The sequence below is a fragment of the Cardiobacterium sp. genome, assembly GCF_057314735.1.
In genome coordinates this window covers 1-22234 of record NZ_DBHKZK010000034.1, presented here as the reverse complement: position 1 = coordinate 22234, position 22234 = coordinate 1, and the positions used below count along the sequence as shown (strand labels likewise).

General features: G+C 62.4%; 25 protein-coding genes. 12 read left to right on the top strand and 13 right to left on the bottom strand.

Translation table 11 applies throughout. From position 1 onward, the window contains the following. Positions 1–160: 160 nt before the first annotated feature. The 8 genes from ACO54Z_RS03920 to ACO54Z_RS03885 all read right to left on the bottom strand — a co-directional run bounded on the left by ACO54Z_RS03920 (position 161) and on the right by ACO54Z_RS03885 (position 7014). Positions 161–2041, bottom strand: coding sequence for a monovalent cation:proton antiporter-2 (CPA2) family protein (locus tag ACO54Z_RS03920; RefSeq protein WP_485995844.1), 1881 nt, complete (start codon positions 2039–2041; stop codon positions 161–163). A gap of 81 nt (positions 2042–2122) precedes the next feature. Then, a complete protein-coding gene (gene rsfS / locus ACO54Z_RS03915; protein WP_298079825.1) occupies positions 2123–2458 on the bottom strand; it encodes a ribosome silencing factor in 336 nt (111 codons plus the stop codon). A 9-nt stretch (positions 2459–2467) separates the two neighbouring features. After that, a complete protein-coding gene (locus tag ACO54Z_RS03910) occupies positions 2468–3148 on the bottom strand; it encodes a DUF1294 domain-containing protein (protein WP_485995843.1) in 681 nt (226 codons plus the stop codon). Continuing rightward, the gene (holA, locus tag ACO54Z_RS03905; RefSeq protein ID WP_485995842.1) at positions 3145–4155 is read right to left on the bottom strand and encodes a DNA polymerase III subunit delta; all 1011 of its coding nucleotides are present in this window, start codon (positions 4153–4155) and stop codon (positions 3145–3147) included. Before holA ends, ACO54Z_RS03910 begins: the two co-directional genes overlap by 4 nt. Next, a complete protein-coding gene (locus ACO54Z_RS03900; protein WP_298079828.1) occupies positions 4152–4628 on the bottom strand; it encodes an LPS-assembly lipoprotein LptE in 477 nt (158 codons plus the stop codon). The genes holA and ACO54Z_RS03900 overlap by 4 nt, the downstream gene beginning before the upstream one ends. 347 nt (positions 4629–4975) lie before the next feature. Next, positions 4976–5803 (bottom strand): DUF1444 domain-containing protein, encoded by an 828-nt coding sequence (locus ACO54Z_RS03895; protein ID WP_485995841.1) that lies wholly within the window; start codon positions 5801–5803, stop codon positions 4976–4978. Next, positions 5800–6579, bottom strand: coding sequence for a penicillin-insensitive murein endopeptidase (locus ACO54Z_RS03890; RefSeq protein ID WP_485995840.1), 780 nt, complete (start codon positions 6577–6579; stop codon positions 5800–5802). Before ACO54Z_RS03890 ends, ACO54Z_RS03895 begins: the two co-directional genes overlap by 4 nt. 198 nt (positions 6580–6777) lie before the next feature. Next, positions 6778–7014: an FAD assembly factor SdhE gene (locus ACO54Z_RS03885; protein WP_298081421.1), complete on the bottom strand. Its 237-nt coding sequence runs from the start codon at positions 7012–7014 to the stop codon at positions 6778–6780. Between the two features lie 89 nt (positions 7015–7103). On the opposite strand from ACO54Z_RS03885, the gene ACO54Z_RS03880 reads away from it, so the two are divergent. Genes ACO54Z_RS03880 through ACO54Z_RS03870 form a run of 3 tightly spaced genes read left to right on the top strand, consistent with a single transcriptional unit; the run spans position 7104 to position 8916 of the window. Beyond that, positions 7104–7868 (top strand): YgfZ family protein, encoded by a 765-nt coding sequence (locus ACO54Z_RS03880; protein ID WP_485995839.1) that lies wholly within the window; start codon positions 7104–7106, stop codon positions 7866–7868. A gap of 35 nt (positions 7869–7903) precedes the next feature. Beyond that, the gene (locus ACO54Z_RS03875) at positions 7904–8470 is read left to right on the top strand and encodes a ZapG family protein (RefSeq protein ID WP_485995838.1); all 567 of its coding nucleotides are present in this window, start codon (positions 7904–7906) and stop codon (positions 8468–8470) included. Further along, positions 8467–8916, top strand: a complete 450-nt coding sequence (locus tag ACO54Z_RS03870) for an META domain-containing protein (protein ID WP_298081418.1) — start codon at positions 8467–8469, stop codon at positions 8914–8916. Before ACO54Z_RS03875 ends, ACO54Z_RS03870 begins: the two co-directional genes overlap by 4 nt. Positions 8917–9033: 117 nt before the next feature. Here ACO54Z_RS03870 and dnaB read toward each other — a convergent pair whose 3' ends face one another. From dnaB to ACO54Z_RS03855, 3 genes are read right to left on the bottom strand one after another with little or no spacing between them, the layout of a single operon-like run. Beyond that, positions 9034–10437, bottom strand: a complete 1404-nt coding sequence (dnaB, locus tag ACO54Z_RS03865; protein WP_298081417.1) for a replicative DNA helicase — start codon at positions 10435–10437, stop codon at positions 9034–9036. Next, positions 10437–11168, bottom strand: coding sequence for a lysophospholipid acyltransferase family protein (locus ACO54Z_RS03860; RefSeq protein ID WP_485995855.1), 732 nt, complete (start codon positions 11166–11168; stop codon positions 10437–10439). The genes dnaB and ACO54Z_RS03860 overlap by 1 nt, the downstream gene beginning before the upstream one ends. Further along, positions 11168–11719 carry a D-glycero-alpha-D-manno-heptose-1,7-bisphosphate 7-phosphatase gene (locus tag ACO54Z_RS03855; RefSeq protein WP_485995837.1) on the bottom strand — a complete coding sequence of 184 codons (552 nt, stop codon included), beginning with the start codon at positions 11717–11719 and terminating at the stop codon, positions 11168–11170. The genes ACO54Z_RS03860 and ACO54Z_RS03855 overlap by 1 nt, the downstream gene beginning before the upstream one ends. Positions 11720–11836: 117 nt before the next feature. Between ACO54Z_RS03855 and murI the strand changes: the two genes are divergently transcribed. Continuing rightward, entirely contained in the window at positions 11837–12649 is an 813-nt protein-coding gene (murI, locus tag ACO54Z_RS03850; RefSeq protein WP_485995836.1) for a glutamate racemase, read from the top strand. 22 nt (positions 12650–12671) lie between these two features. After that, the gene (locus tag ACO54Z_RS03845) at positions 12672–12971 is read left to right on the top strand and encodes a SemiSWEET family transporter (RefSeq protein WP_485995835.1); all 300 of its coding nucleotides are present in this window, start codon (positions 12672–12674) and stop codon (positions 12969–12971) included. Between the two features lie 185 nt (positions 12972–13156). On the opposite strand, the gene citC is transcribed toward ACO54Z_RS03845, so the two are convergent. Continuing rightward, the gene (citC, locus tag ACO54Z_RS03840; protein ID WP_485995834.1) at positions 13157–14164 is read right to left on the bottom strand and encodes a [citrate (pro-3S)-lyase] ligase; all 1008 of its coding nucleotides are present in this window, start codon (positions 14162–14164) and stop codon (positions 13157–13159) included. Continuing rightward, complete coding sequence (locus tag ACO54Z_RS03835) at positions 14164–14514, bottom strand: HIRAN domain-containing protein (protein WP_298079837.1); 351 nt, start codon at positions 14512–14514, stop codon at positions 14164–14166. Before ACO54Z_RS03835 ends, citC begins: the two co-directional genes overlap by 1 nt. A 210-nt stretch (positions 14515–14724) precedes the next feature. Between ACO54Z_RS03835 and trpS the strand changes: the two genes are divergently transcribed. From trpS to era, 7 genes are all read left to right on the top strand, one after another. Then, entirely contained in the window at positions 14725–15735 is a 1011-nt protein-coding gene (trpS, locus tag ACO54Z_RS03830; protein ID WP_485995833.1) for a tryptophan--tRNA ligase, read from the top strand. 46 nt (positions 15736–15781) lie between these two features. Then, on the top strand, positions 15782–16126 hold the full coding sequence (locus ACO54Z_RS03825; protein WP_485995832.1) for a hypothetical protein: 345 nt from the start codon (positions 15782–15784) through the stop codon (positions 16124–16126). A gap of 44 nt (positions 16127–16170) precedes the next feature. Further along, positions 16171–17976, top strand: a complete 1806-nt coding sequence (gene lepA / locus ACO54Z_RS03820) for a translation elongation factor 4 (protein ID WP_485995831.1) — start codon at positions 16171–16173, stop codon at positions 17974–17976. Between the two features lie 12 nt (positions 17977–17988). Beyond that, on the top strand, positions 17989–19011 hold the full coding sequence (gene lepB / locus ACO54Z_RS03815; RefSeq protein WP_485995830.1) for a signal peptidase I: 1023 nt from the start codon (positions 17989–17991) through the stop codon (positions 19009–19011). A 444-nt stretch (positions 19012–19455) separates the two neighbouring features. Then, a complete protein-coding gene (gene rnc, locus ACO54Z_RS03810) occupies positions 19456–20127 on the top strand; it encodes a ribonuclease III (protein WP_485995829.1) in 672 nt (223 codons plus the stop codon). Positions 20128–20140: 13 nt separating this feature from the next. Next, positions 20141–21079 carry a toxin-antitoxin system YwqK family antitoxin gene (locus ACO54Z_RS03805; protein WP_485995828.1) on the top strand — a complete coding sequence of 313 codons (939 nt, stop codon included), beginning with the start codon at positions 20141–20143 and terminating at the stop codon, positions 21077–21079. A gap of 160 nt (positions 21080–21239) precedes the next feature. Continuing rightward, positions 21240–22142 carry a GTPase Era gene (gene era / locus ACO54Z_RS03800; protein ID WP_485995827.1) on the top strand — a complete coding sequence of 301 codons (903 nt, stop codon included), beginning with the start codon at positions 21240–21242 and terminating at the stop codon, positions 22140–22142. The last annotated feature ends 92 nt before the right edge of the window (positions 22143–22234 follow it).

The following is a 22234-nucleotide window of genomic DNA, read 5'->3' as shown; positions in this document are numbered from 1 at the left end:
GGAGAGGGGTTGGGGTGAGGGCAGCAATCATATCTCTCCCCCTTCAGGGCAAAGCCCGTAGGGGCGGTTAGGACTAAGTCCGTAACCGCCCGAACGATAGTAATTGGTCATAACACGATGATTTTGCGCGAAAGGCTCACGGCTAAATTGCAAACAGCCTCTAGCCCTTGTGCCGCGTCGCGCTATCTTCGCGCGGCTGCCAGTCCACCGGCTCGCCGCGCAGCAGGGTCGCGATCATTTCGCGGGTGATGGCGTTATTGACCTTGGCAATGGCCGCCATGCGTTCGTTGCCGAAGCGCGGCAGCGCAGGGTCGTAGGCATCTGCCATTTGCTGCACGCCGTGGCGGTCGCGGTGGTAGTAAAACTCGCTGATTTCTTTCGCTTTTGCCGCGTCCATGCCGAGCATTTCCAGCGCGGTGCGCCCCACGCGGATGGCGCCGTCGAAGGTTTCGCGGATGATGGCGGTCGCGCCCGCCTGGTAGAGTTCATAGACATGGATGCGGTCGTAAGCGCGGGCGATGATGGGCAGGCCGGGATGCGCGCGGCGGACGTGTTCGGTGATGGCAACCGCCTGCTCGCGCTGGTCGATGGCGATAATCAGCAGTTGTGCCTTGTCGATGCCGGCGGCGGCGAGCAGCGCCGGTTGGCTGGCGTCGCCGAAGTAGCTTTTGACGCCGAAGCGCGACAGGCCTTCCACGGTTTCCACGTCGTAGTCGATGACGGTGGTGTGGTGTCCGCAGCAGAGCAGCAGGTTGTCCACCAGTTGGCCGACGCGACCGTGGCCGAGGATGATGATGGGGTTTTCTTCTTCGATGGTGTCGGCTTCGCGGCTGTGGGTGTCGCCGCTGGCGCGCGGCGCGAGCAGTTTGTCGTAGGCGATGAAGAGCAGCGGCGTCAGCAGCATGGAGAGGGCGACGACCAGCAGCAGCCGTTCGGCGGTGTCCTGCGGCAGGTCGCCGTGCTGCACGGTAAAGGAGAGGAGGACGAAGCCAAATTCGCCCGCCTGCGCCAGCGCCAGGGTAAAGAGCGGCAGGCTGGTACCGCGCAGGCGGAAAACTTTGCCGAGGGCATAAAGCACGCCCGCCTTGACCGCCATTACTGCCACGGTGAGGCCGAGGATGAGCGGAAATTCGCCAAAGAGCAGCTCGAAGTCGATGCCCGCGCCGACGGTGATGAAGAAGAGGCCGAGCAACAGGCCTTTGAACGGCTCCAGCGTGCTTTCCAGCTCGTGCCGGTATTCGCTGTCGGCAAGGACAACGCCCGCGATGAAGGCGCCGAGGGCGGGCGAGAGGCCGATGAGGCTCATCAGCGCGCTGATGCCGACGACGAGCATCAAGGCGGTGGCGGTATAGACTTCGCGCAGGCGGGAGCGGGCGATGTAGCCGAGGAAGGGATGCGAAAGATAGTGGAAACCGAGGATGAGGCCGCCGACGATGGCGAGGATGACGATGGCCTTGAGGTAGCCGGGCAGGCCGTCGAGCAGGGTCAGACTCTCATGACCGCCACCGTGTGCGAGGGCGATTAGTTCCGGAATGGCAATCAGCGGCAGCAGCGCCAGCATTGGGATAACGGCGATGTCCTGAAAGAGCAGCACGGAAAAACTCGCCTGCCCGCCGGGACTGTTCAGCAGGCCTTTTTCGCCCAGTGTTTGCAGGACGATGGCGGTGGAAGAAAGCGCCAGCACGCAACCGGCGGCGATGGCGACCTGCCACGGCTGGCCGAGCAGCAGGGCGATGACGGCAATGGCGGCGATGGTACCCAGTACTTGCAGACCGCCGAGGCCGAGCAGTTTGGCGCGCAGTTTCCACAGCATCGCCGGTTCCAGCTCCAGGCCGACGAGGAAGAGCATCATCACCACGCCAAATTCGGCGACGTGCTGGATGTCGTGCGTTTCCTGGCCGACGAGGCCGAGCGCGGGGCCGATGAGAATCCCGGCGAGCAGGTAGCCGAGTACCGATCCGAGGCCGAGGCGTTTTGACAGCGGCACGATGAGGACGGCGGCGGCGAGATAGATGAAGGCGGTGGTAAACAGGGCGGTCATGCAGTCTCCTTGCAGGTTGGAAAACAGAGCCCCCTCCCCGCGCCGGGAAGGGGGCGAATATGAGGGAGATTCAAATGGTATCTAACTGCGTGTTGGCGGCAGCGACCACAGTTTTTCCAGGGCGTAGTGTTCGCGGGTTTCCGGGCGCATCAGGTGGACGATGATGTCGCCCAAATCCACCAGTACCCAGTCGCGGCTGTCTTCGCCTTCCATGCCGAGCGGCGGCCAGCCGGCGGCTTTGCTGTCGTCGTGGATTTTGTCGGCCAGGGCGTGCAGGTGGCGGTCGGAGGTGCCGCTGGCGATGATCATGTAGTCGGCAATGTCGGTTTTGCCGGCAAGGTCGATGGTTTCGATGTTGACGGCTTTGAGGCTTTCGAGGCTTTCGAGGACGAGGGTTTTCAGTTCGCTGGCGTTCATGGGGTTCCTTTAGAAGTTGACGAGCGGGTTGTACGGCGGCAGGTAGGCGATGAGCAGGTAGAGGATGCCGAAGTTGGCGACGATGCTTGCCCAGAAGAAGCCGCGGAAGCGTTTTTGGTTGAGTTTGTGACGCAAGAATGGCCGCGCGACGAGCGCCCCCGGCCAGCCGCCGAGGAGGCTCGCCAGATGCAGCGCGCTGTTGGGGACACGTTGCAGGTTTTCTTCGGCGGCGCGTTTGTCGTAGCGGTAGAGGGCGACGGTGAGGATGCTGAGGATGGCGCTGGTGATGCCGAGCGGGATGGAGACGAGGGTGAGGCCGAGGAAGTAGAGGGTGTCAAGCGCGGCGTAGGTGTAGCCTTCGAGTTTTTTCGGCTGGCTGTGTTCGGCGATGTCGTAGATGCTGTCTTCCATGATGGCGTGTTCGTGTTCGCGCAGGAGGACCCGGCTCGCCTGCCAGCCGCCCTTGTTGCCGGGGATGGCGAGCACGGTCACGGCGGTGTCGGCCGCCGGGCGGCGGTGGTGGTAGGCGAAGGTGCTGATGTGGAAGAACAGGTTTTCGTGGCCGGGCATGAGCTGGATGAAGCCGTAGCCTTTTTCGTCGTTCCAGTTGATGATGCGGCCCTGGTAGGGGGTGTTTTCTGCGAGGTCGAGCGGGATGCGCCGTTTTCTGCGGGGGGGTACGTAGCTCATGCGGGTTGTCGTTGTTGGTTGTTTAGCAGGTGCTGTTTGAGGGTTTGCCAGTAGTCGCCGTGTTCGGCGCCTTTGGTGATGCGGTCGAGTTTGGCCGCCAGACGCAGTTGCAGGCGCAGTGCGCGCGGCGGGTGTTTGCCGAGCGCTGCCTGATAGCGGCGCTGCTGGCTGTCGTAGATGTTGTATTGTTGGTAGAGCGCGCCGTGGCGGTGCTGCGGTTCGTTGTGCAGGCCGATGAGCAGGCTGGCGTCGCGCTGCAGGAGCCAGGTAATCAGGGTGGTGTCGCGCGGGTTTTCGGCTTGCAGACGGGCGGCGACGCGGTACGCTTTCGGCCAGTCGCCGCCGAGGATGGCGTCGCTCAGGGCAAAGGTGTTGAACTGGGAGAAGTCGTCAAGAAGGTCGGTCAGCAGGGTTTCGTCGATGATGTTTTCGGCCTGCGGGTGGATGGTGAGGCGTTCGATCGCCTGTTTGGCGGCAAAGAGGTTGCCCTGGCAGTTGGCAATGAGCAGTTCGCAGGCGGCGTCGGTCAGGCGCAGTTTGGCCGCTTGCAGGCGTTGCGCGATTTGTTTGGCAAATTGTGGCGGGTACAGCGCTGTACTCACGATGGCGAGGTTGCCCTGGCTGAACAGTGCCTTGTACCAGGCGGTGGTGTGCGGTTTGTCGAGGTTGGGGGCGTAGATGATGAGGCGGCTATGGTCGAGGCGCAGTTCGGCGAGGCGGCGCAGGGTGTCGGCGGTGGCCTTGTCGGCTTTTTTGGCGTCGAGGTGGAGTTCGAGCAGGCGTTTCGGCGCAAACAGCGACGGGGTTTCGAGCTCCTGGATGAGGCTGTCGATGCGGCTGTCGCCGTAGAGGCGTTGGCGTTCGTCGTAACCGTCGGCGGTGGCACGGGCGCGGGCGGCATCCAGCGCTTCGCTGTTGAGCAGTGCTTCGCTGCCGTGAATGAGGGTGATGGCGGGCAGCGGGTGCTGTTTGAGGTGGCGGGGGGCGTCAGGCGCGGCGAGGTTCATCGGGTGCGGGCGTTGGTGTAGCGGATGAGCTTGTCGGCGTTGTCGCGCGCCAGTTGTTGGTGCGCTTCGTCTTCTTCGGCGCTGCTGCCGAGGTAGGTGTTGCTGCGGTAACGCACGTTGCTGCGGCTGCTGAAGGTTTGTTCGCCCAGTGTCGCGCCGTTTTTTTCGAGGCGGATGTGGACGCTGTCGATGAGTTCGATTTCCTGGGTGTCGCCTTTGCCGCCTATGGCGGTGCGGATGCGGTCCTGGTCGGTGGGGTCTATCTGGAGGCGCACCGCAGCGGCATCGTTCAGGGTGATGTGTTGTTGTTGCAAGGCGGCTTCCAGGGCGTTCTGGAAGGTGGGGTCGGCGCCGTTTGGCCAGTGCAGGCTGATTTCGCGCAGGTGTCCGTCGCCACGTTCGCTGCCTTTGAGGTGGAAGCCGCAGGCGGTGAGGGCAAGGGTCAGCAGGGCGAGGAGCAGGCGTCGTTTCATGGCGGGAGTGTGGTGTTCAGGTGGGTGAATGGTAACAGATTTTTGTCGGACGAACGGTTACCCGCGCGCCGCTGCGGGGCGGGATGTGAAGCGGGCGCCTGGGCGTTGTTTACCATTCGGCGGATAAGCCCCCTCTCTCGCTGCGGACGCTGGCGCGTCCTGCAGGGAAGGGGGATTTTTCAAATCGCAAACACCTAGGGGCTGTTTGCAATTCGTTTTGTATACCGTCGCTAACGCGGCTTGTTTGCTGCCCCCACCCCGACCCTCCCCCACGGGGGAGGGGGTAGTTTGGTGGGCGACCGCAGAGCGAAGCCCGCAACGGGGCTGGTTTGAATTGTAAACAGCGCCTAGTCGTTGCGGGTGCGATATAGCCGCAGTTGGCCGTCCTGCCAGCGGTAGAGGTGCGGGCTAACCGGGTTCGCTGTTTTTGCGCTGACTTCTGCGACAAGCGTTTGCAGCTCTTGCAGGTTTTCCGGGCTGTCGTCCTTGACCAGGAGCAGCTCGCCCCGCGACGGTGCGGCGATGACGGCGCTGTGCAGCCAGCTCGGCGGCAGGATTTCGTCGAGAATGAGCAGCAGCGAGACGTCATAGACGCCGTCCAGCACCATGCTGTAGGCGCCGCCTTCGAGGCCGTAGATTTTGCTCTGCCCTTTGCGTTTGCGCAGGTTCTTCACGGCGCGGGTGCGCAGCAGCTCGGGGTTGGCGTAGCCCATCGCCTCCGCTTCGCCGGGCGAGAGGTAGCGCAGTCCGGCGTCGCATTCGTAGGTGTAGCAGATGAAGAGGTCGGCGAGGTAGGGCTGAACCATCATCAGCGCTTTCAGTTCTTTTTCCGGCTGGCGCGCAAAGATGCGCCGTTGCAGGTCTTGCAGCCAGCCCGCGCTTTTGATTTGCGGCAGGATGTTTTCCGGGTTGTCCGCCGGCGTCTGCTGCACGTTGTATTCGCTGATGCGCTTGAGTTCAAAGGCAAACAGTTTTTCGCGCTCTTCCGGGTGCTGCTGGTAGTGCTGGTAGAGGCCTTGCAACGACAGGGTCAGCGGCTGCGCGAGGTGGATGTAAAGCAGGGTCAGCTCCGGCTCGCGTTCGTTGAGCTGGATGGAGACGCGCACATGAAACTGGCGGCTGATGGTGGCGGCAAGTTCGCGCGCAAAGGCTTCGGCGGTGAGGAGTTCGGTCATGGCTGGTACTCCGGGGCAAGCAGGGCGGTGCAGGTCGCTGGCGGGGTTTTGAGCGGTTTCGGTTTGGGCGGCTTTGGCGGCCTGGGATTCAGAATGGCATCGCTCTGGTCGGCGACCCATTTGTAAAGGTCGGCATTGCAGCCGTCGCCGGGCGGAATCGCCGCCTGCGTCATGCACTCCGCGCTGCCGGGCGGGCAGTTGAGGCGAACGTGGAAATGCGAGTCGTGGCCCATCCACGGGCGGATTTTGTGCAGCCAGCGGGTGTCGGATTCGCTATCGCACAGATGCGCCTTGATGACGGGATTGACGAAGATGCGGTTAGTTTCGGGAAAGGTGGCGGCGGCGTGCAGCGCGTCGCGGTAGGCGGCCTGCCACAGGCCGGGGACAAGCGTCCCTGCCGCGCCATCGACCATCGACGACGGCTCCACGTCCTTGTCCGGCTGGCTGCCCTTTGGCACGGTGTAAAACCAGATGTCCACGTCCAGCCCGTTCTGGTGGCTGCTGTGGCCGAACGGCATTTCGCCGCCGACCGGCTGGCTCAGGTCGCCAATGAGGATTTTGGCGCCGTGCGTGGCGGCGACTTCATGGCCAACGTGGCGTACCAGCTTCAGGGTAATCGGCTGACTGTAAAAGCGGTTGCGCCAGCGGCGGATACTGATGAAGCCGTCGCCTTCGGCTTCAAGCGTCTGCGCACCGAGCTGGCAGCCGTTGGCGGCACTACCGACCGCCTGCGGTGTCGCCCCTTTTGGCGCGCGCACCATACTCCATACATTCACCTTGTCGGGATCCTTCGCGAGCGCCACGGCAGCGCACAAGGCAAGCAAAAGCGTCAAATATTTCATGGTTACAGAAACGAGTGTTACGGTTCGGAAATCATACACGATTTTCGCCGAAACCGCCGGAATCCGCGCCGTTGTTGCGCCGTACTGCGCTTGGAACCTGTTTAGAGTCTGCGGGGGAATTTGAACAGATTCTTAACCATCGGAGCGGGCGCGCAACCTGCGCACCAGCGCCGCAATCGCCGCGTCATCGTCCTCGACCCCGTGAAAAAGACGGTCAAGAATATCGGGATCCTGATACTCCAGCAGCGCGGCGAACGCCTGCTGCTCCGTCGCCGTTGCCGTGGCGTAGTCCTCCTGCAAAAAACCCTGCAACACCAAATCCAGCTCCTTGATACCGCGCCGCGACAGCCACGCCAACCTTGCATCCATCACACACTCCCGGCATAACGCCACAAAACTACCCGCGAAATGCTACAATATCACCGTCCAAACCACAAATATCCACAGGAAACCGCGCGATGAAAGATGACACCCTCATACTGAAAGCCACCGGACCGGACGCCGGGACATTCCTGCAAGAACACCTCGTCTGCGACAAGGACGCCCTCGCACGCGGCTACTGGCACTGCGCCGCCTGCTGCAACCCGCACGACAAAGTGCTGGCCGTACTCTGGCTCATCCCCTGGCCGGACGGCATCCTGCTGCGCCTGCCGCGCTCCGTCGCCGCAGCGGCACTCGCCCAACTGCGCCAGCACACCGGCGCACGCGACATCACCCTCGAAGAAACCGCCCTGCATTTTGCCGCCCTTGCCGGCGACAACCCCGACCCCGAACGCCACATCCACCACGACGACGGCATCGCCCGCCTTGGCGGCATTGCCGGACTCATCCCCGTCATCAGCGCACAACCACTGCCAGACGCCCTGCCCGGCGAAGCATGGTATGCCGCCCGTATCCGCGCCGGTATCGCCGAAATCCACGCCGACACCGCCGGACACTACGCGCCGCACACCCTCCACCTCGCGCCCCGCGACCACGCGCCGCATCAAAAAAAACCGCAACACCAGCTCGCCACCGCCACCGCACCCGGCCTTGCCAGCGGTCAGCGCACCCTCTACAACACGCACCACAAACCCGTCGGCACCCTGCTCGATTACGGACACGACACGCACGGCACCGTCGCCCAGGGTGTCATTGACAGCCATTACCTCAACAAACCCCTGCACCTGCGCGACCATGACCAAACCTTGACCTTCCACCCCGTCACCGCCAAAAACGCCTAAAATTCACGGACACCCATAAACCTACAGGAGACACCATGAGCCCCAGCATCATCGTCGCCGCTGCCATCGGCTTCTTTATCGGCGCCGTCCTCGTCTGGATTATCAAAAACACCAACCAGCACCACGCCGAAGACCTGCAAGAAGAAAGCGACACCTTGCGCCAGGAGCACGAAGCGCTGAAAAAAGCCTTCGCCGACTACCGCAACAACGTCAACGGCCACTTCATCCGCACCGCCGACGCCGTCGAACAACTCGCCGACGGCTACAAAAACGTCTATCACCAGCTCAGCAGCGGCGCGCGCGCACTGATGGACAAAGAAACCCTGCAAAAACAAATCGAAAAACGGCAAAACAAAACCATCACCCTCGGCTTCGCCGCAGACAGCGGCGACAGCGCCCCGGCAGCTCCCGCCGCCCAACCGGCAGAAAAACCCGCGCCCGTCCCGCCCAAACCGGTTGCCAAACCCACGCCGGCGGAGCCACCTGCACCATCACCCGACAAAAACCCGTCAGAACCGGCAGCTTCCGAAGCGGGCAAAAGCGAGACCCCGCAAGAAGCGGTCAAACGCCACCTGCAAAACAACCAGGGGAAAACACCATGAAAACAACACACCACGCCTTTGCCCTCCTCGGCGCCACCCTGCTCGCCGCCTGCCAGGCCGACAGCAACCCCGGCAACATCAGCGCCGGAGACAGCCCGCGCAGCGGCAGCCAATGGGTACTCGTCGCCGGCCAGCTCAACGGCAAACCGCTGAACGTCCAGGATGGCACCGTCACCCTCACCCAGGAAAAAGACGCCTTCACCGGCGTCTCCGCCATCAACCACTACCGCGTGCCGGTAAAAATCCGCGGCGGCAACATCGAACACCCCGAACCGCCGACGACCACGCTGATGGCCGGGCCGGTCGAAGCGATGCGCCTCGAAAGCGACTACCTCGAAGCGATGAGCGCGGTCAAACACCTCAAACGCGAGGGCGACAGCCTCACCATCAGTGGCGACAACAGCGAACTGCAATTCCGCCCCGCACCGCCGCAAAGCGCCCGCTAAAACCGTCTTCCATCCACAGAAAACCCCGCGCCGCGGGGTTTTTTATCGCTTCACGCCAAAGAAAAGCCGTATGCACTGGCATACGGCTTTTATGGCCATCCCGCCTCACGGGGCGCCTCAGTCATCAAACCCTTCCTGTACCGCGCCGCCGCCGTAGCCGTGGGCGAGATCGCCGAAGCGCAGGTACTGCCCCTGAAAGCTCAGTTTGACCGTGCCAATCGGGCCGTTGCGCTGTTTGCCGATGACGATTTCGGCGATGCCTTTTTCCGGTGAGTCCGGGTTATACACTTCGTCGCGATAGACGAACATGATGACGTCCGCGTCCTGCTCAATCGCGCCGGATTCACGGATGTCCGACATGATGGGGCGCTTGTTCGGGCGGCTTTCCACCTGGCGCGACAGTTGCGACAGCGCAATCACCGGCACGTCCATTTCTTTGGCGAGCAGTTTGAGCGCGCGCGAGATTTCGCCGACCAGCGCGGCACGGTTGTCGTTGCCCCGGCTGTCCGGCAGTTGCATCAGTTGCAGGTAATCGACCAGCACCAGTCCCAAATCGCCTACTTCGCTTTTCAGCCGCCGCACTCGCGCGCGCAGGTCGGTGGCGGTGAGGTTGGAGCCGTCGTCGATGTATATCGGCGCGTTTTGCAGCTGGCTGACGGCGATGGTGAGTTTGCGCCGTTCGTTTTCGCCCTTGATTTCGCCTTTGCGCAGTTCGGACTGGTCAATGCTGCCCAGCGACGACATCATCCGCAGCACCAGCGCCCGCGCCGGCATTTCCAGCGAGAAGATGGCGACCGGCAGTTTGGCGCCAATGGCGACCGCTTCGGCGATGTTCATCGCGAAGGTGGTTTTGCCCATTGAGGGGCGTCCGGCGATGATGATGAGGTCGCCCGCCTGCATTCCGGCGGTCATTTTGTCCAAATCCTTGAAGCCGGTGGGGATGCCGATGACGTCGGTGCCGCGTCGTCCGATTTCCTGGATGTAGGCGACGGTGTCGGCCAGCACGGTTTTCATCTGGTGGAAGCCGTCGCGCTCGTTTTTCTGGTACTGGTTTTTGATGTCGAACACGCGCTGCTCGGCGCTGTCCAGCAGTTGCGCGGCGGTGCGCCCTTCCGGGAAGTAAACGCTCTGCGCGATGTCGCCGCTGCTTTTTAAGAGTGAGCGCAGGATGGACGCCTCGCGCACGATGTCGGCGTAGGCGACGACGTTCTGCGCGCTGCCGTAGGCATCGGCGAGGCTGGAGAGATAGGCGGTGCCGCCGCTGTTTTCCAGCTCACCCCGCTCGCGCAGCGCATCGGCGACGGTAACAATATCCAGCGGCTGACTGCGCGACGCCACCGTCGCCATCGCCTGAAAAATGAGCTGGTGCGCGCGGCTGTAGAAATCCACCGCCTCAACGCGCCCGGCGACGCGGTCCCACATTTCGCCGTCGAGCAACACGCCCGCCAGCACCGCCTGCTCCGCATCCTGCGACTGCGGCGGCTGACGCAGCCGCTCTTCCTGTCCTGCAAAATCTGCCATCACGCCTCCCCGCGCCGCGCTTTTTCCGCCGCGACCAGCCGCGCGCGGGTTTCATTGACCCAGCGCTCTGCCGCCGCGTTGATTTCCGCGACCGTTTTCCCCGCCGGGTCAATCGGCTCGCCGACCACCACCTGCACCGTGCCGGGGTGCATCAGGCCACGTTTCGGCCAGAACTGCCCGGCATTGTGCGCGACCGGCACCGCTGGCACACCCAGCGCCGCCGCCAGCCGCGCCGCCCCCGCCTTGAACGGCAACGGCGCATCAAACGGCGCGCGCGTCCCCTCCGGGAAGAGAATCACCGAATAACCCGCCTCAATGCGTTGCCGCCCCTGCTCAATCACCTTCTGCATCGCCCGTCGTCCATCCTTGCGGTTGATGGGAATCGGGTGCAGCACCGCCAGCGCCCAGCCAAAAAACGGCAACCACATCAACTCACGCTTCAGCACCCACACCTGCCGCATTTTCAGCTTCGGCAAAAACGCCGTCTCCCAGGTGGACTGGTGATTAACCAGCAGCACGCAGGCACCGGGCGGCATCTGCTCCAGCCCGTGAATCTCCCACTTGATGCCGCACACCAGCCGCGCCAGCCAAATCGTGCTGTAACCCCAGCCGAAGGCGAGGCGCAGCCGCAGCGGGAACGGCAGCACAATCAGGCAGACAATAAAAATCGTCCACAAAATGGTGACTGGCACAAACAGCACCTTGAACAACACCGTGCGAAACCCGCGCATCACGCCGCCTCCTTTAACCAACTCTCAACTGCCGTTTCCACATTGGCATAGACCGCGACATCCTCCAGCTTGCCGCGCCACTTGTGCGCCACCACGCGACCGTTGCCGGTTTTCACCAGCACCGGAGCCGCGCCTGCCGCCCGCGCCGCCTGCACATCGGCGAGACTGTCGCCGACAAACGGCACGCCCGCGAGCGCCACACCAAAAAACGCCGCCTGATCAAGCAGCATCCCCGGATTGGGCTTGCGCCACGGATGCGCCGCATCGGCGCTGGCGCAAAAAACAATGCGGGCGATGTCGCCGCCGAACTCGCGCACCACCAACAGCAGCCGCGCGTGAATGCGCGCCAGCATCGCCTCATCCAGCGCGCCGTGGGCAATCGCGCCCTGATTGGTGCAGACACCGACGCGGAATCCGGCCTGGGTGAGGCGGGCGATGCCGCGCAGGGCGTTGGACAAGAGGCGCAACTCCTCCGGCCGCCGCACCGCCGCGTTTTCATTCAAGACGCCATCGCGGTCGAACAACACCAGCTTCTTGGAAAAATCAAACATTTACAACACACTCCCGTGGGAAAAACTGGCGCGAAGTGTAGCACACGCCGCCCGCGCCGCCGCCGCCCGCCGCGCAAATCCTGTATCCTTGCGCCTTTACCGTTGCCCTGCGTCCCCATGACTGACACTCTGCAAAACCGCCCCATCGGCGTCTTCGACAGCGGCGTTGGCGGCCTCACCGTCGTCCGCGCGCTAATGGAACGTCTGCCGCTCGAACACCTCATCTACTACGGCGACACCGCCCGCGTGCCTTACGGCGTCAAATCACGCGCCACCATCGAAACCTACAGCGCGCAAATCGTGGCGTTTCTCCTCGCGCAGCGGGTCAAAGCGCTGGTCATCGCCTGCAACACCATCGCCGCCGTCGCCGGCGATGCCATCCGCGCCCAGGCGGGCGGACTGCCGGTGCTGGACGTCATCAGCGCCGGGGCGCAGGCGGCACTGCGCACCAGCCGCAATCACCACATCGCCGTCATCGCCACCAACACCACGGTGAACAGCAACGCCTACGCCCGTGCCATCCACGCGCACGACCCGCAGGCGCGGGTACAATCGCAGGCCTGCCCGCTCTTGGTGCCGCTGGTGGAAGAAGGCTGGCTGGAGCACGACGTCACCCGCCTCACCGTGCGCGAATACCTGAAGCCGATACTGGCCGACGACGCCGACACCCTCGTTCTCGGCTGCACCCACTACCCGCTGCTCAAACCACTGCTGCGCGAAGAAGCCCCGCGCCTCGCACTGGTCGATTCCGCCACCACCACCGCCGAACACACTGCGCGCGCGCTCGCCGCCGCAGGACTCTTGCGGCAAGGCAGCGACAGCGCGCATTACCGCTACTGCGTCAGCGACATCCCGCTGCGCTTCCGCGCCATCGGCGAACGCTTCCTTGGCCGCAGTTTCGATGACCTTGAAACCGTCCGCCTCGGCTAACCCACCACCCAAGGAGCTCCCCATGAAATTGCCTCGCTTCCTGCAATCCCGCAAAAAATGGCGCAAGCATCAAATCCATAACCTGATCGGCAGCATCGGCGCCGCGCTTGGCATCTTCGTCTTCCTCGCCTACATCCCGCAAATCAGCGCCAACCTGCACGGCGCCAAGGCGCAGCCGTTGCAACCGCTGACCGCTGCCGTTTCCTGCGCCATCTGGGTCATGTACGGCTGGACGCAGGAGCCGAAAAAGGACTGGATACTCATCACGCCCAATGCCTGCGGTGTCATCCTCGGCCTGCTGACCTTTCTCACGGCGTTATAAGCGCCCGCCCAAAATACCCACGGTGCGTATCGGCTGCGCCATCCCCCCGGCGCGGCAGGCGAAAAACCAGCGTAGGTCGGGCACTTGTGCCCGACATTTTTTGATGTCGGCCATGAATGGCCGGCCTACGTTTACTATATGAAAAAGCCCCTGCATGGCAGGGGCTCATCTTTCGGCGGTGCGGCTCAGGCGCCCAGCGCGGGCAGTTCGCTGCCTTGCAGATAGGCAAAGGTCGTCGGCGGTACCAGCGGGCGCACCGCGTCAAGGTTGCCTGCCGCAATCAGTTCGCGCACGCGCGAGGCGCTGATGTAGGCGCCATCCGCGCGCAGGCGTTCGACGATTTCCAGCGCAAGCGGCGGCGCGGTGGCAAATTCTTGTTGCAGCGCTTCGTTATAAATGGCGGTCGCGGCGCTGTAGGGTTCGTGGCCGACGTAGCGTTTCGTGATACCGAGCGCGGGCGCGATGTGTTCCTTGAAGATGCGCGCGTCCAGCCGCGCCTGGATGGTGGTGACGTCGTCGTCTTCGCGGAGGAAGTAGGAGGGGAAGGTGGCGGCGGAGATGATGTAATCGCCGGTCGGGTGGACGTGAACGTTTTTCAGCGGTGCGATGCCCGCCTGTACCAGCGCCAGGCGCACCGAGCCGGGGTAGTGCGACAGGTCTTCGCTCAGGACAAAGAGGTGGACGACGTCGTTTTCGCGCGCCGCTTTTTCGACAAGGTAGCGGTGGCCGTTGGTAAACGGGTTGGCGTTCATGACAATGGCGGCGATGCGCGCCCCCGCGACGTATTCGCCGCGCAGGGTTTCCAGGTATTGTGGCAGACCGTGCAGCGCGTTTTCGAGGAAATACAGTTTGTCGTCAACGTGGGCGATTTCGCGGAAGCCGAGCCAGGCGAAGGCGTCGCGCGCGCTGGCTTTGGTGTAAACGTAGCAGGCGTGGTATCCGGCGCGATGGACGTCGTTCATCAGCGCGCTCATCAGGGTGTTGAAGAGGCTGCCGCCCTGGTGTTCGTGGTCAATGGCGATACATTTCAGGATGTTGCGATAGCGCGCGCCGGTGGCAATGAGCGTGCCGTCGTCGGCGTGGATGCCATAGACGGCGTCCAGGTGGCTTTCGCCACGGATGCCTTCGCGCGCGAGCAGCGCTTGCCAGGCAGTGCGGTCGGCAGCGATGCGCGCCGGAAAGAGTTGCTGCATCAGAGGTTTTTCCGCGGCGGGTAGATGTTGAATTTGACCCAGCGGTGTTCGTCGCTATGCGGGTCGATTTCGACGATTTTGCCGCAGAGTGTGTCGTGACGATCCAGCAGGCCTTGCAGGTCGCGCGCGTATTCGCTGGGGACGTAGCCGATTTTGTTGTGGTGCCAGAAAATCATCACGGCGTTGGCGTCGTGCGGGTTGTCCGGCTCGTGGCGCAGGTCAAGCAGGTCGCCGCGGTGCATGAGCGAGGCGAGGTCTTCGGCGCGATAGTACGCCAGCCCCGCAACCGGGACTTGTGCGACCACCGGCTGCGGCGCGCGGCGAAAGGTCTTTTTCAGAAATTTCCACATGGGGCGGGTATCCAAGATTAAAGTTTCGTGATTCTCCGTTAACTATAGCGAATATCGTGCCAATTGGCGATACTTGTCATCACCACCTGAACAAACATTTTTTCAAACCATCACCGCCTGCACTCAAAACCACAAGAATGCACATCTGCCGCCGCGGGCGGTCATTGCGCTTATAATCGCCGCATCATTCATTCACACCAGGAACCCTCCATGAGCCACAAACGCGTCTTGACCGGTATCACCACTACCGGCATCCCCCACCTCGGCAACTACGTCGGCGCGGTGCGCCCGGCGATTGCCGAAAGCCGCGCCAGCGGTGAAGAATCCTTCCTCTTCCTCGCCGACTACCACGGCATCATCAAATGCCACGACCCGGAACAAATCCACCGCTCGACGCTCGCCGTCGCCGCCACCTGGCTCGCCTGCGGCCTTGACCCGGAAACTATCACTTTCTACCGCCAGTCGGATATTCCCGAAGTGCCAGAGCTAACCTGGATTTTCAACTGCGTCTGCGCCAAGGGGCTGATGAACCGCGCCCACGCCTACAAGGCCTCAGTCGATGCCAACCTCGCCGAGGGCAATACCGACCCCGACCACGGCATCTCGATGGGGCTGTTTTCCTATCCGGTGCTGATGGCGGCGGACATCCTCATCTTCAACGCCACCCACATCCCGGTCGGGCGCGACCAAATCCAGCACGTGGAAATGGCGCGCGACATCGCCGGACGCTTCAACCACCGCTACCGCGAACTGTTCGTGCTGCCGGAAGCCGTCGTCGGCGAAGACGTGGCGCTGCTCACCGGGCTGGACGGGCGCAAAATGAGCAAAAGCTACGGCAACACCATCGCCCTCTTTGAAGACGAAAAGGCGCTGCGCAAACAAATCATGAAAATCGTCACCAACTCACAAGAGCCGGGCGAGCCGAAAAACCCGGACGAATCCACCATCTTCGAGATTTACCGCTCCTTCTCCAGCCGCGACGAACAGGCGGCGATGCGCCAGCGCTACGCCGAGGGCATCGGCTGGGGCGACGCCAAACAGGCGCTGTTTGAACAAATCAACGCCGAACTGCGTGAGCCGCGCGAGCGCTACCGCGAACTCACCGCCAACCCGGCGCGGATTGAAGACATCCTCCAGGCGGGCGCGGCCAAGGCGCGCAAACACACCCGGCCACTGCTGGACGCGGTACGCGACGCGGTCGGCATCCGGCCCTTGCGCTGAAATTCCGGGCGAGAAGCGGTTCGGCGCGTAGCCGAACCGCTTTTTTATGCGCGTCATTTTGCCGGGAAGGGCGGCTGTGGATAACCCGGTGGATAACTCGCGCGATTTCGCCAAAAATCGCAATGCACACCGCCGTTTGCCTGCCACCGTACAAATCGCGGTGGGACAAAAATCCGTGCAAAAATACATCATTGCAAGAAACAGCGGTAAACAAAGCGTTTTTTCCGCTTGCCATTTTCACCGCCGCGCCAGTAGCGGATTTGTGGATAACACCACTCGAATACCGCCCTGCCCGCCCGCCGCGTTTATCCCCAAAAAATGTGGACAACGCGACAGACAACGCCGCGTAGAGCCTTGTGTGGATTGCGGTAACTGTAAAGAGCGCGCGTGAAGCGGCTATAATGCCGCCCCTTTCAACCAGCCCCGAACCGCCCCATGCTTGAGCGCATCCGCAATTTCTCCATCATCGCCCACATTGACCACGGCAAATCCACGCTCTCCGACCGCTTCATCCAGATGTGCGGCGGCCTCTCCGAGCGCGAAATGGAGGCGCAGGTGCTGGATTCGATGGATTTGGAGCGCGAGCGCGGCATCACCATCAAGGCGCAGAGTGTGTCGCTCAATTACACCTCGAAGCGCGACGGGCAGACGTATCAGTTCAACTTCATCGACACCCCCGGCCACGTGGACTTCTCTTATGAAGTGTCGCGCTCGCTGTATGCCTGCGAGGGCGCGCTCTTGGTGGTGGACGCGGCGCAGGGCGTGGAGGCGCAGTCGGTGGCGAACTGCTACACCGCCATCGAGCAGAATCTGGAAGTGTTGCCCGTCCTCAACAAGATTGACCTGCCGTCTGCCGAGCCGGAGCGGGTGATGGAAGAAATCGAGGAAATCATCGGGCTGGATACCGCCGAGACGCTGAAAGTGAGCGCGAAAACCGGCGAGGGCATCGAAGACCTGCTGGAGCAGATTATCGAAAAAATCCCCGCGCCGACGGGCGACCCGGACGCGCCGGTGAAGGCGCTGATTATCGACTCGTGGTTTGACAGCTACGTCGGCGTGGTGTCGCTGGTGCGCGTGTTTGACGGCACGCTCAAGGTCAAGCAGAAAATGCGGGTGATGAGCAGCGGCGACGAGCATCTCATCACCAAGCTCGGCATTTTCACGCCGAAGGCGCAGGACCGCAGCGAGTTGCGCGCGGGCGAAGTCGGCTTTGTCATCGCCGGCATCAAGGACATCAACGGCGCCCCGGTCGGCGATACCTTGACCGACGCCGCCCGCCCCACCGCCGAACGCCTGCCCGGTTTCCAAAAAGTACAACCGCGCGTTTTCGCCGGGCTGTTCCCGGTGGAATCGGACGACTATGAAGACCTGCGCGAAGCACTCGCCAAGCTGCGCCTGAACGACGCCTCACTCTTCTACGAACCGGAAACCTCGCAGGCGCTTGGCTTCGGCTTCCGCTGCGGCTTCCTCGGCATGCTACACATGGAAATCGTGCAGGAGCGGCTGGAGCGCGAATACGACCTTGACCTCATCACCACCGCGCCGACGGTTGTCTATGAAGTGGAAACCACCGCTGGCGAAACGCTGCACATCGACAATCCGAGCAAACTGCCCGCCACCAACCACATCGCCGAAATCCGTGAACCCATCATCATCGCCAACATCCTCATGCCGAAAGAATACGTCGGCGCGGTGCTGGGACTGTGCATCGAAAAACGCGGCGTACAAAAAGATATGCAATATGCCGGACATCAAGTGCAGCTGCGCTGCGAAATGCCGATGAGCGAAGTGGTGCTGGATTTCTTCGACCGCCTCAAGTCGGTATCGCGCGGCTTCGCCTCATTCGAATACGAATTTCTCCGCTTCGACCCGGCCAACCTCGTCCGCCTCGACGTCCTCATCAACGGCGACAAAGTGGACTCGCTCTCCATCATCATCCACCGCGAGCACGCCCAATCACGCGGGCGCGACCTGGTGGAGCGAATGCGCGACCTCATCCCGCGACAAATGTTTGAAGTCGCCATCCAGGCGGCAATTGGCAACCAAATCATCGCCCGCTCCACCGTCAAAGCCCTGCGCAAAAACGTGCTGGCCAAATGCTACGGCGGCGACGTCACCCGCAAACGCAAACTGCTGGAAAAACAAAAAGCGGGCAAAAAACGGATGAAACAGGTCGGCAGCGTCGAAATCCCGCAAGAAGCCTTCCTCGCCGTCCTCAAAGTCGATAACAACAGCAACTAAGGAAAACCGCACATGAACACCCTCCAGAACATCCTCGCCGGATTCATGACCCACTTCGAACTCATCCTCACCCTCACCGTCCTCCTCTGCCTCGGCTTCTACATCATCGACAGCTTCAGCTACCGCAAAATGCGCCGCCACCTCTACCGCGTCTTCAAACGCGGCGAAGAGACCCAGGAAGACCGCATCACCTACGCCAACCGCCTCGCCACCATCATCCAGAGCGCCAAAGGCGTGCCGCGCCGCCACCAAAAAGCCTTCGACCGCGCGCAGCACAAACTCACCCAGCAGGAGCCGCTCAAAGGCGCCGAACTCTACTGGACCAAACACCCCGTTTACCCCAAAGAAAAAACCATCGAATTCTTCAGCGGCATGTTCTGGGTGCTGTTCATCGTCTGGTTTATCCGCTCCTTCATGTGGGAGCCGTTCCGCATCCCCTCCGGCTCGATGGAGCCGAACCTCTACGACGGCGACTTCATCCTCACCAGCAAATACAGCTACGGCATCAAACTGCCGGTACTGCGCAGCACCATCATCCCGACCGGCAGCGTCCAGCGCGGCGACGTCGTCGTCTTCCGCTACCCGAACGACCCCAACCTGCACTACATCAAACGCATCATCGGCCTGCCCGGCGACCACATCCGCTACGACCACGACCACGTCTGGATTAACGGCGAAGAACAGCCGCTGCTGCCGACCGGCGAGACCCGCGAAGTCGCGCGCAACTACGGCGAGCACACCTTCCACATCCCCGCCGCCATCTACGAAGAAACCCTTTCCGGCTATGGCAACCACCGCGCCCAACTCTACCCCGAAAACCCGAACAACCGCCCCGGCATGGCCGAAGGCAGCCTGACCGTACCGACGGGACACTACTTCGTCATGGGCGACAACCGCGACGACAGCGAAGACAGCCGCGCCTGGGGCTTCGTCCCGGAAGCGAACCTGGTCGGCAAAGCGACCGTCATCTGGATGAACAGCAACTGCATCCTCGGCAAAGGCGACTGCGACCACATCGGCAAAAGCATCCGCTAACCCGACACCGTAGGGTGGGGCTTGCCCCACCAACAAAACCGCCTCCATAAAACCACCATAGGGTGCGCCTCGGCGCACAACACCAACCCTGCTATCTCTCGTGGCGGTTCGGGGTGGAAACAGCTGCCGTAGGTTGGGTTAGCGCGCAGCGCGTAACCCAACACCCCCTTCCCGCAGCTCGCGTAGGGGCGGTTAGGGCGAAGCCCGTAACCGCCCACCAAACGAAACAGACAGTCGCTCTCTCGCTGCGCGAGCAATACTCGTCGCTGCACGAACAATAAATTGTCGCTGCGCTAACCGTCCCTGCTGGAGCCGTTTACATACACCTTGAGCGCTCAAGTGTATGTAAAAAGAAATCCCCCCTCCCCCTGTGGGGGAGGGGACGGGGTGGGGTTTGCCCGCATCTCCCGCTATCCAAATAGCCCACCAAACCCGATAACAACAATGCACCCCCTCGAACACGCCCTCAACTACCCCTTCCGCGACCCTGCCCTGCTCACCCGCGCCCTGACCCACCGCAGCCACAGCGCCGCGCACAACGAACGCCTCGAATTCCTCGGCGACGCCCTGCTCGAAACCATCAGCAGCATCTGGATCTACCGCAACCGGGGCAACGTCCCCGAAGGCGGGCTGACCCGCCTGCGCGCCACCATCGTCAGCGGGCAGAACCTCGCCGCCATCGCCCGCCGCCTGAGCCTCGGCCAATACCTGCATCTCGGCAGCGGCGAACTGAAAAGCGGCGGCGCGCGGCGCGACTCCATCCTTGCCGACGCCGTCGAAGCGCTGATTGCGGCGGTGTACCTCGACAGCGACTACCCCACCTGCGAACGCATCACCCTCGCCCTCATCGCCGACGACCTCGCCGCCCTGCCGGAAAGCGCGACCCGCCTCAAAGACGCCAAGACCCAACTGCAAGAATACCTGCAAGGACGCGGCCTGCCGCTGCCGGACTACCAAATCATCAGCGAAACCGGCCCCGAACACGCGCGTGAGTTCCAGATAGAAGCGACCAGCGGCGACTACCGCGCCACCGCGCGCGGCAACAGCCGCAAAAAAGCCGAACAAGAAGCCGCTGCCGACCTGCTCGCGCAGTACCAAAGCAGCAAACACGAATAACCCAGGAATGCCCATGAACCGCAAACACATCGCCCTTCCCCTCCTGCTCGCCCTCGCCGCCAGCCTGCCCGCTGCCGCCGAACCGAACAGCGACCCCGCTTCCAACCCCTACATCCGCTACAACCTGCGCACCTTGAGCAGCGCCGCCCCTGAGCCCGACAACATGGACGCTCCGCCAACCCTGCTGCCGCAGCCCGCCAGCACATACGACGCCGCCACAGCCGCCAAAACCGACATCACCTACACCCCCTACCCCTCCGCCAAAAACATCCCCGCCAACAACGGCTCACGCAAAATCCTGGGCGAAACCGCCGATGGCCGCCTGGTCATCCAGGACTACTACCAAAACAGCGACCGCCCGCGTACCGCGCCCTACATCCTCAACCGCTACGGTGACCCACAAGCCACCCTCATCATCAACGCTGACAGCAAACTCGTCTGGTACAACCAGGACGGCAGCGTGTACGCCATCCAGCACTACCATGACGGCCAGCCCGCCGGATACCTGAGCTACTACCATAACGGCCGCCTCGTCGCGCAAAAACCCCGTCCCGGCAGTGACGACGGCTTCTACGGCATCGGCGGCTACGCCACCGCAGGCACGCGCTACTACTACGACGACGGCCACATCCTCGCCCTCGAATACCAGCATGGGCGCATTGGCAGCTGCTTCACCGCCTTCTACTGCGAAGAAGGCGAAAGCCTCTACGCCCCGGACGGCACCCCGCTCCTTGCCTGGAAGAGCACCCAAAGCGGCGACATCGTCTCCAGCCACAGCTGGAACACTCTCAACACCACCCCCGCCAAGCAACAGGCTGCGCGCCGCCAGAGCATCAACGCCGCCCTTGAGCGCCGGGAGGACATCAAACAACATCTGCGGCACAACAACGACCTCAACCGGCATGACCGCGAGAGAACCGCCACCGACCTGCCCGAGCCAGCCCGTTTATAGCCATCCACCGAGAGTTTCAGACAAGGCGCGTCGCTGAAGACAGTACGCTTTTGTACGGCGAAGCGACGCAACACCGTATGAGGCTTTCGGTGGATGGCTATACATACACCTTGAGCGCTCAAGTGTATGTATATAGCCCTCCACCAACCCCAGGAACCCCATGAACACACGCGCCGGACACATCGCCGTCGTTGGCCGCCCCAACGTCGGCAAATCCACCCTGATTAACCACCTCATCGGCCAGAAAATCGCCATCACCAGCAAAAAACCGCAGACCACGCGGCACGCGCTGCTTGGCATCCACACCACGGGCGACAACCAAATCATCTTCGTCGATACCCCCGGCATCCACCAAAGCCGGGAAAAAGCCATCAACCGCCACATGAACCGCACCGCCTGGCAGAGCATGGACTACGTCGAACTCATCCTGCAAGTCAGCGAGGCCGGCCGCTGGACGGACGAAGACGCGCGCATCGCCAAAGCACTCGCTGAGGGCGGCAAGCCCGTCATCCAGGTACCGAACAAAATCGACCGCCTGCGCGACAAAAGCGTGCTGCTCAAAGAACTCGAACACATCCAGACGCTTGGTGACTGGCGAGCCATCATCCCCGTCTCGGCGCAACAACGGCAGAATCTGGACACGCTGGAGCGCGCGCTCATCCCGTTTCTGCCCGAACAGCCGTGGATATACCCGGAAGACCACATTACCACCGCCGGGATGCGCTTCATGGCCGCCGAAATCATCCGCGAAAAAATCTTCCGCTACCTGCACCAGGAAATCCCCTACGCCCTCGGCGTCATCATTGACCAATACCAGGAAGATGAGCGCCTGGTGGAAATTGACGCGACCATCATGGTGGAGCGCGACAGCCAAAAAGGCATCGTCATCGGCAAAGGCGGCCAGACGCTGCGCCTCATCGGCCAGCGCGCGCGGGAAGAGCTGGAAGCGCTGCTGGAAAAAAAAGTGATGCTGCGCAACCACGTCAAGACCAAAGAAAACTGGCGCGACAACGACGCCATCATTCACAGCATGGGACACGGCAGCGGCACCGAAGACGCCTGAGAACTTGTTTGGAGTATGCGGGTAAAAGCGAAATTCCCCCTCCCCCGCAGGCGAAGCCCGCAGCGGGCGGGTACCCACGCAAAATGCGTCCG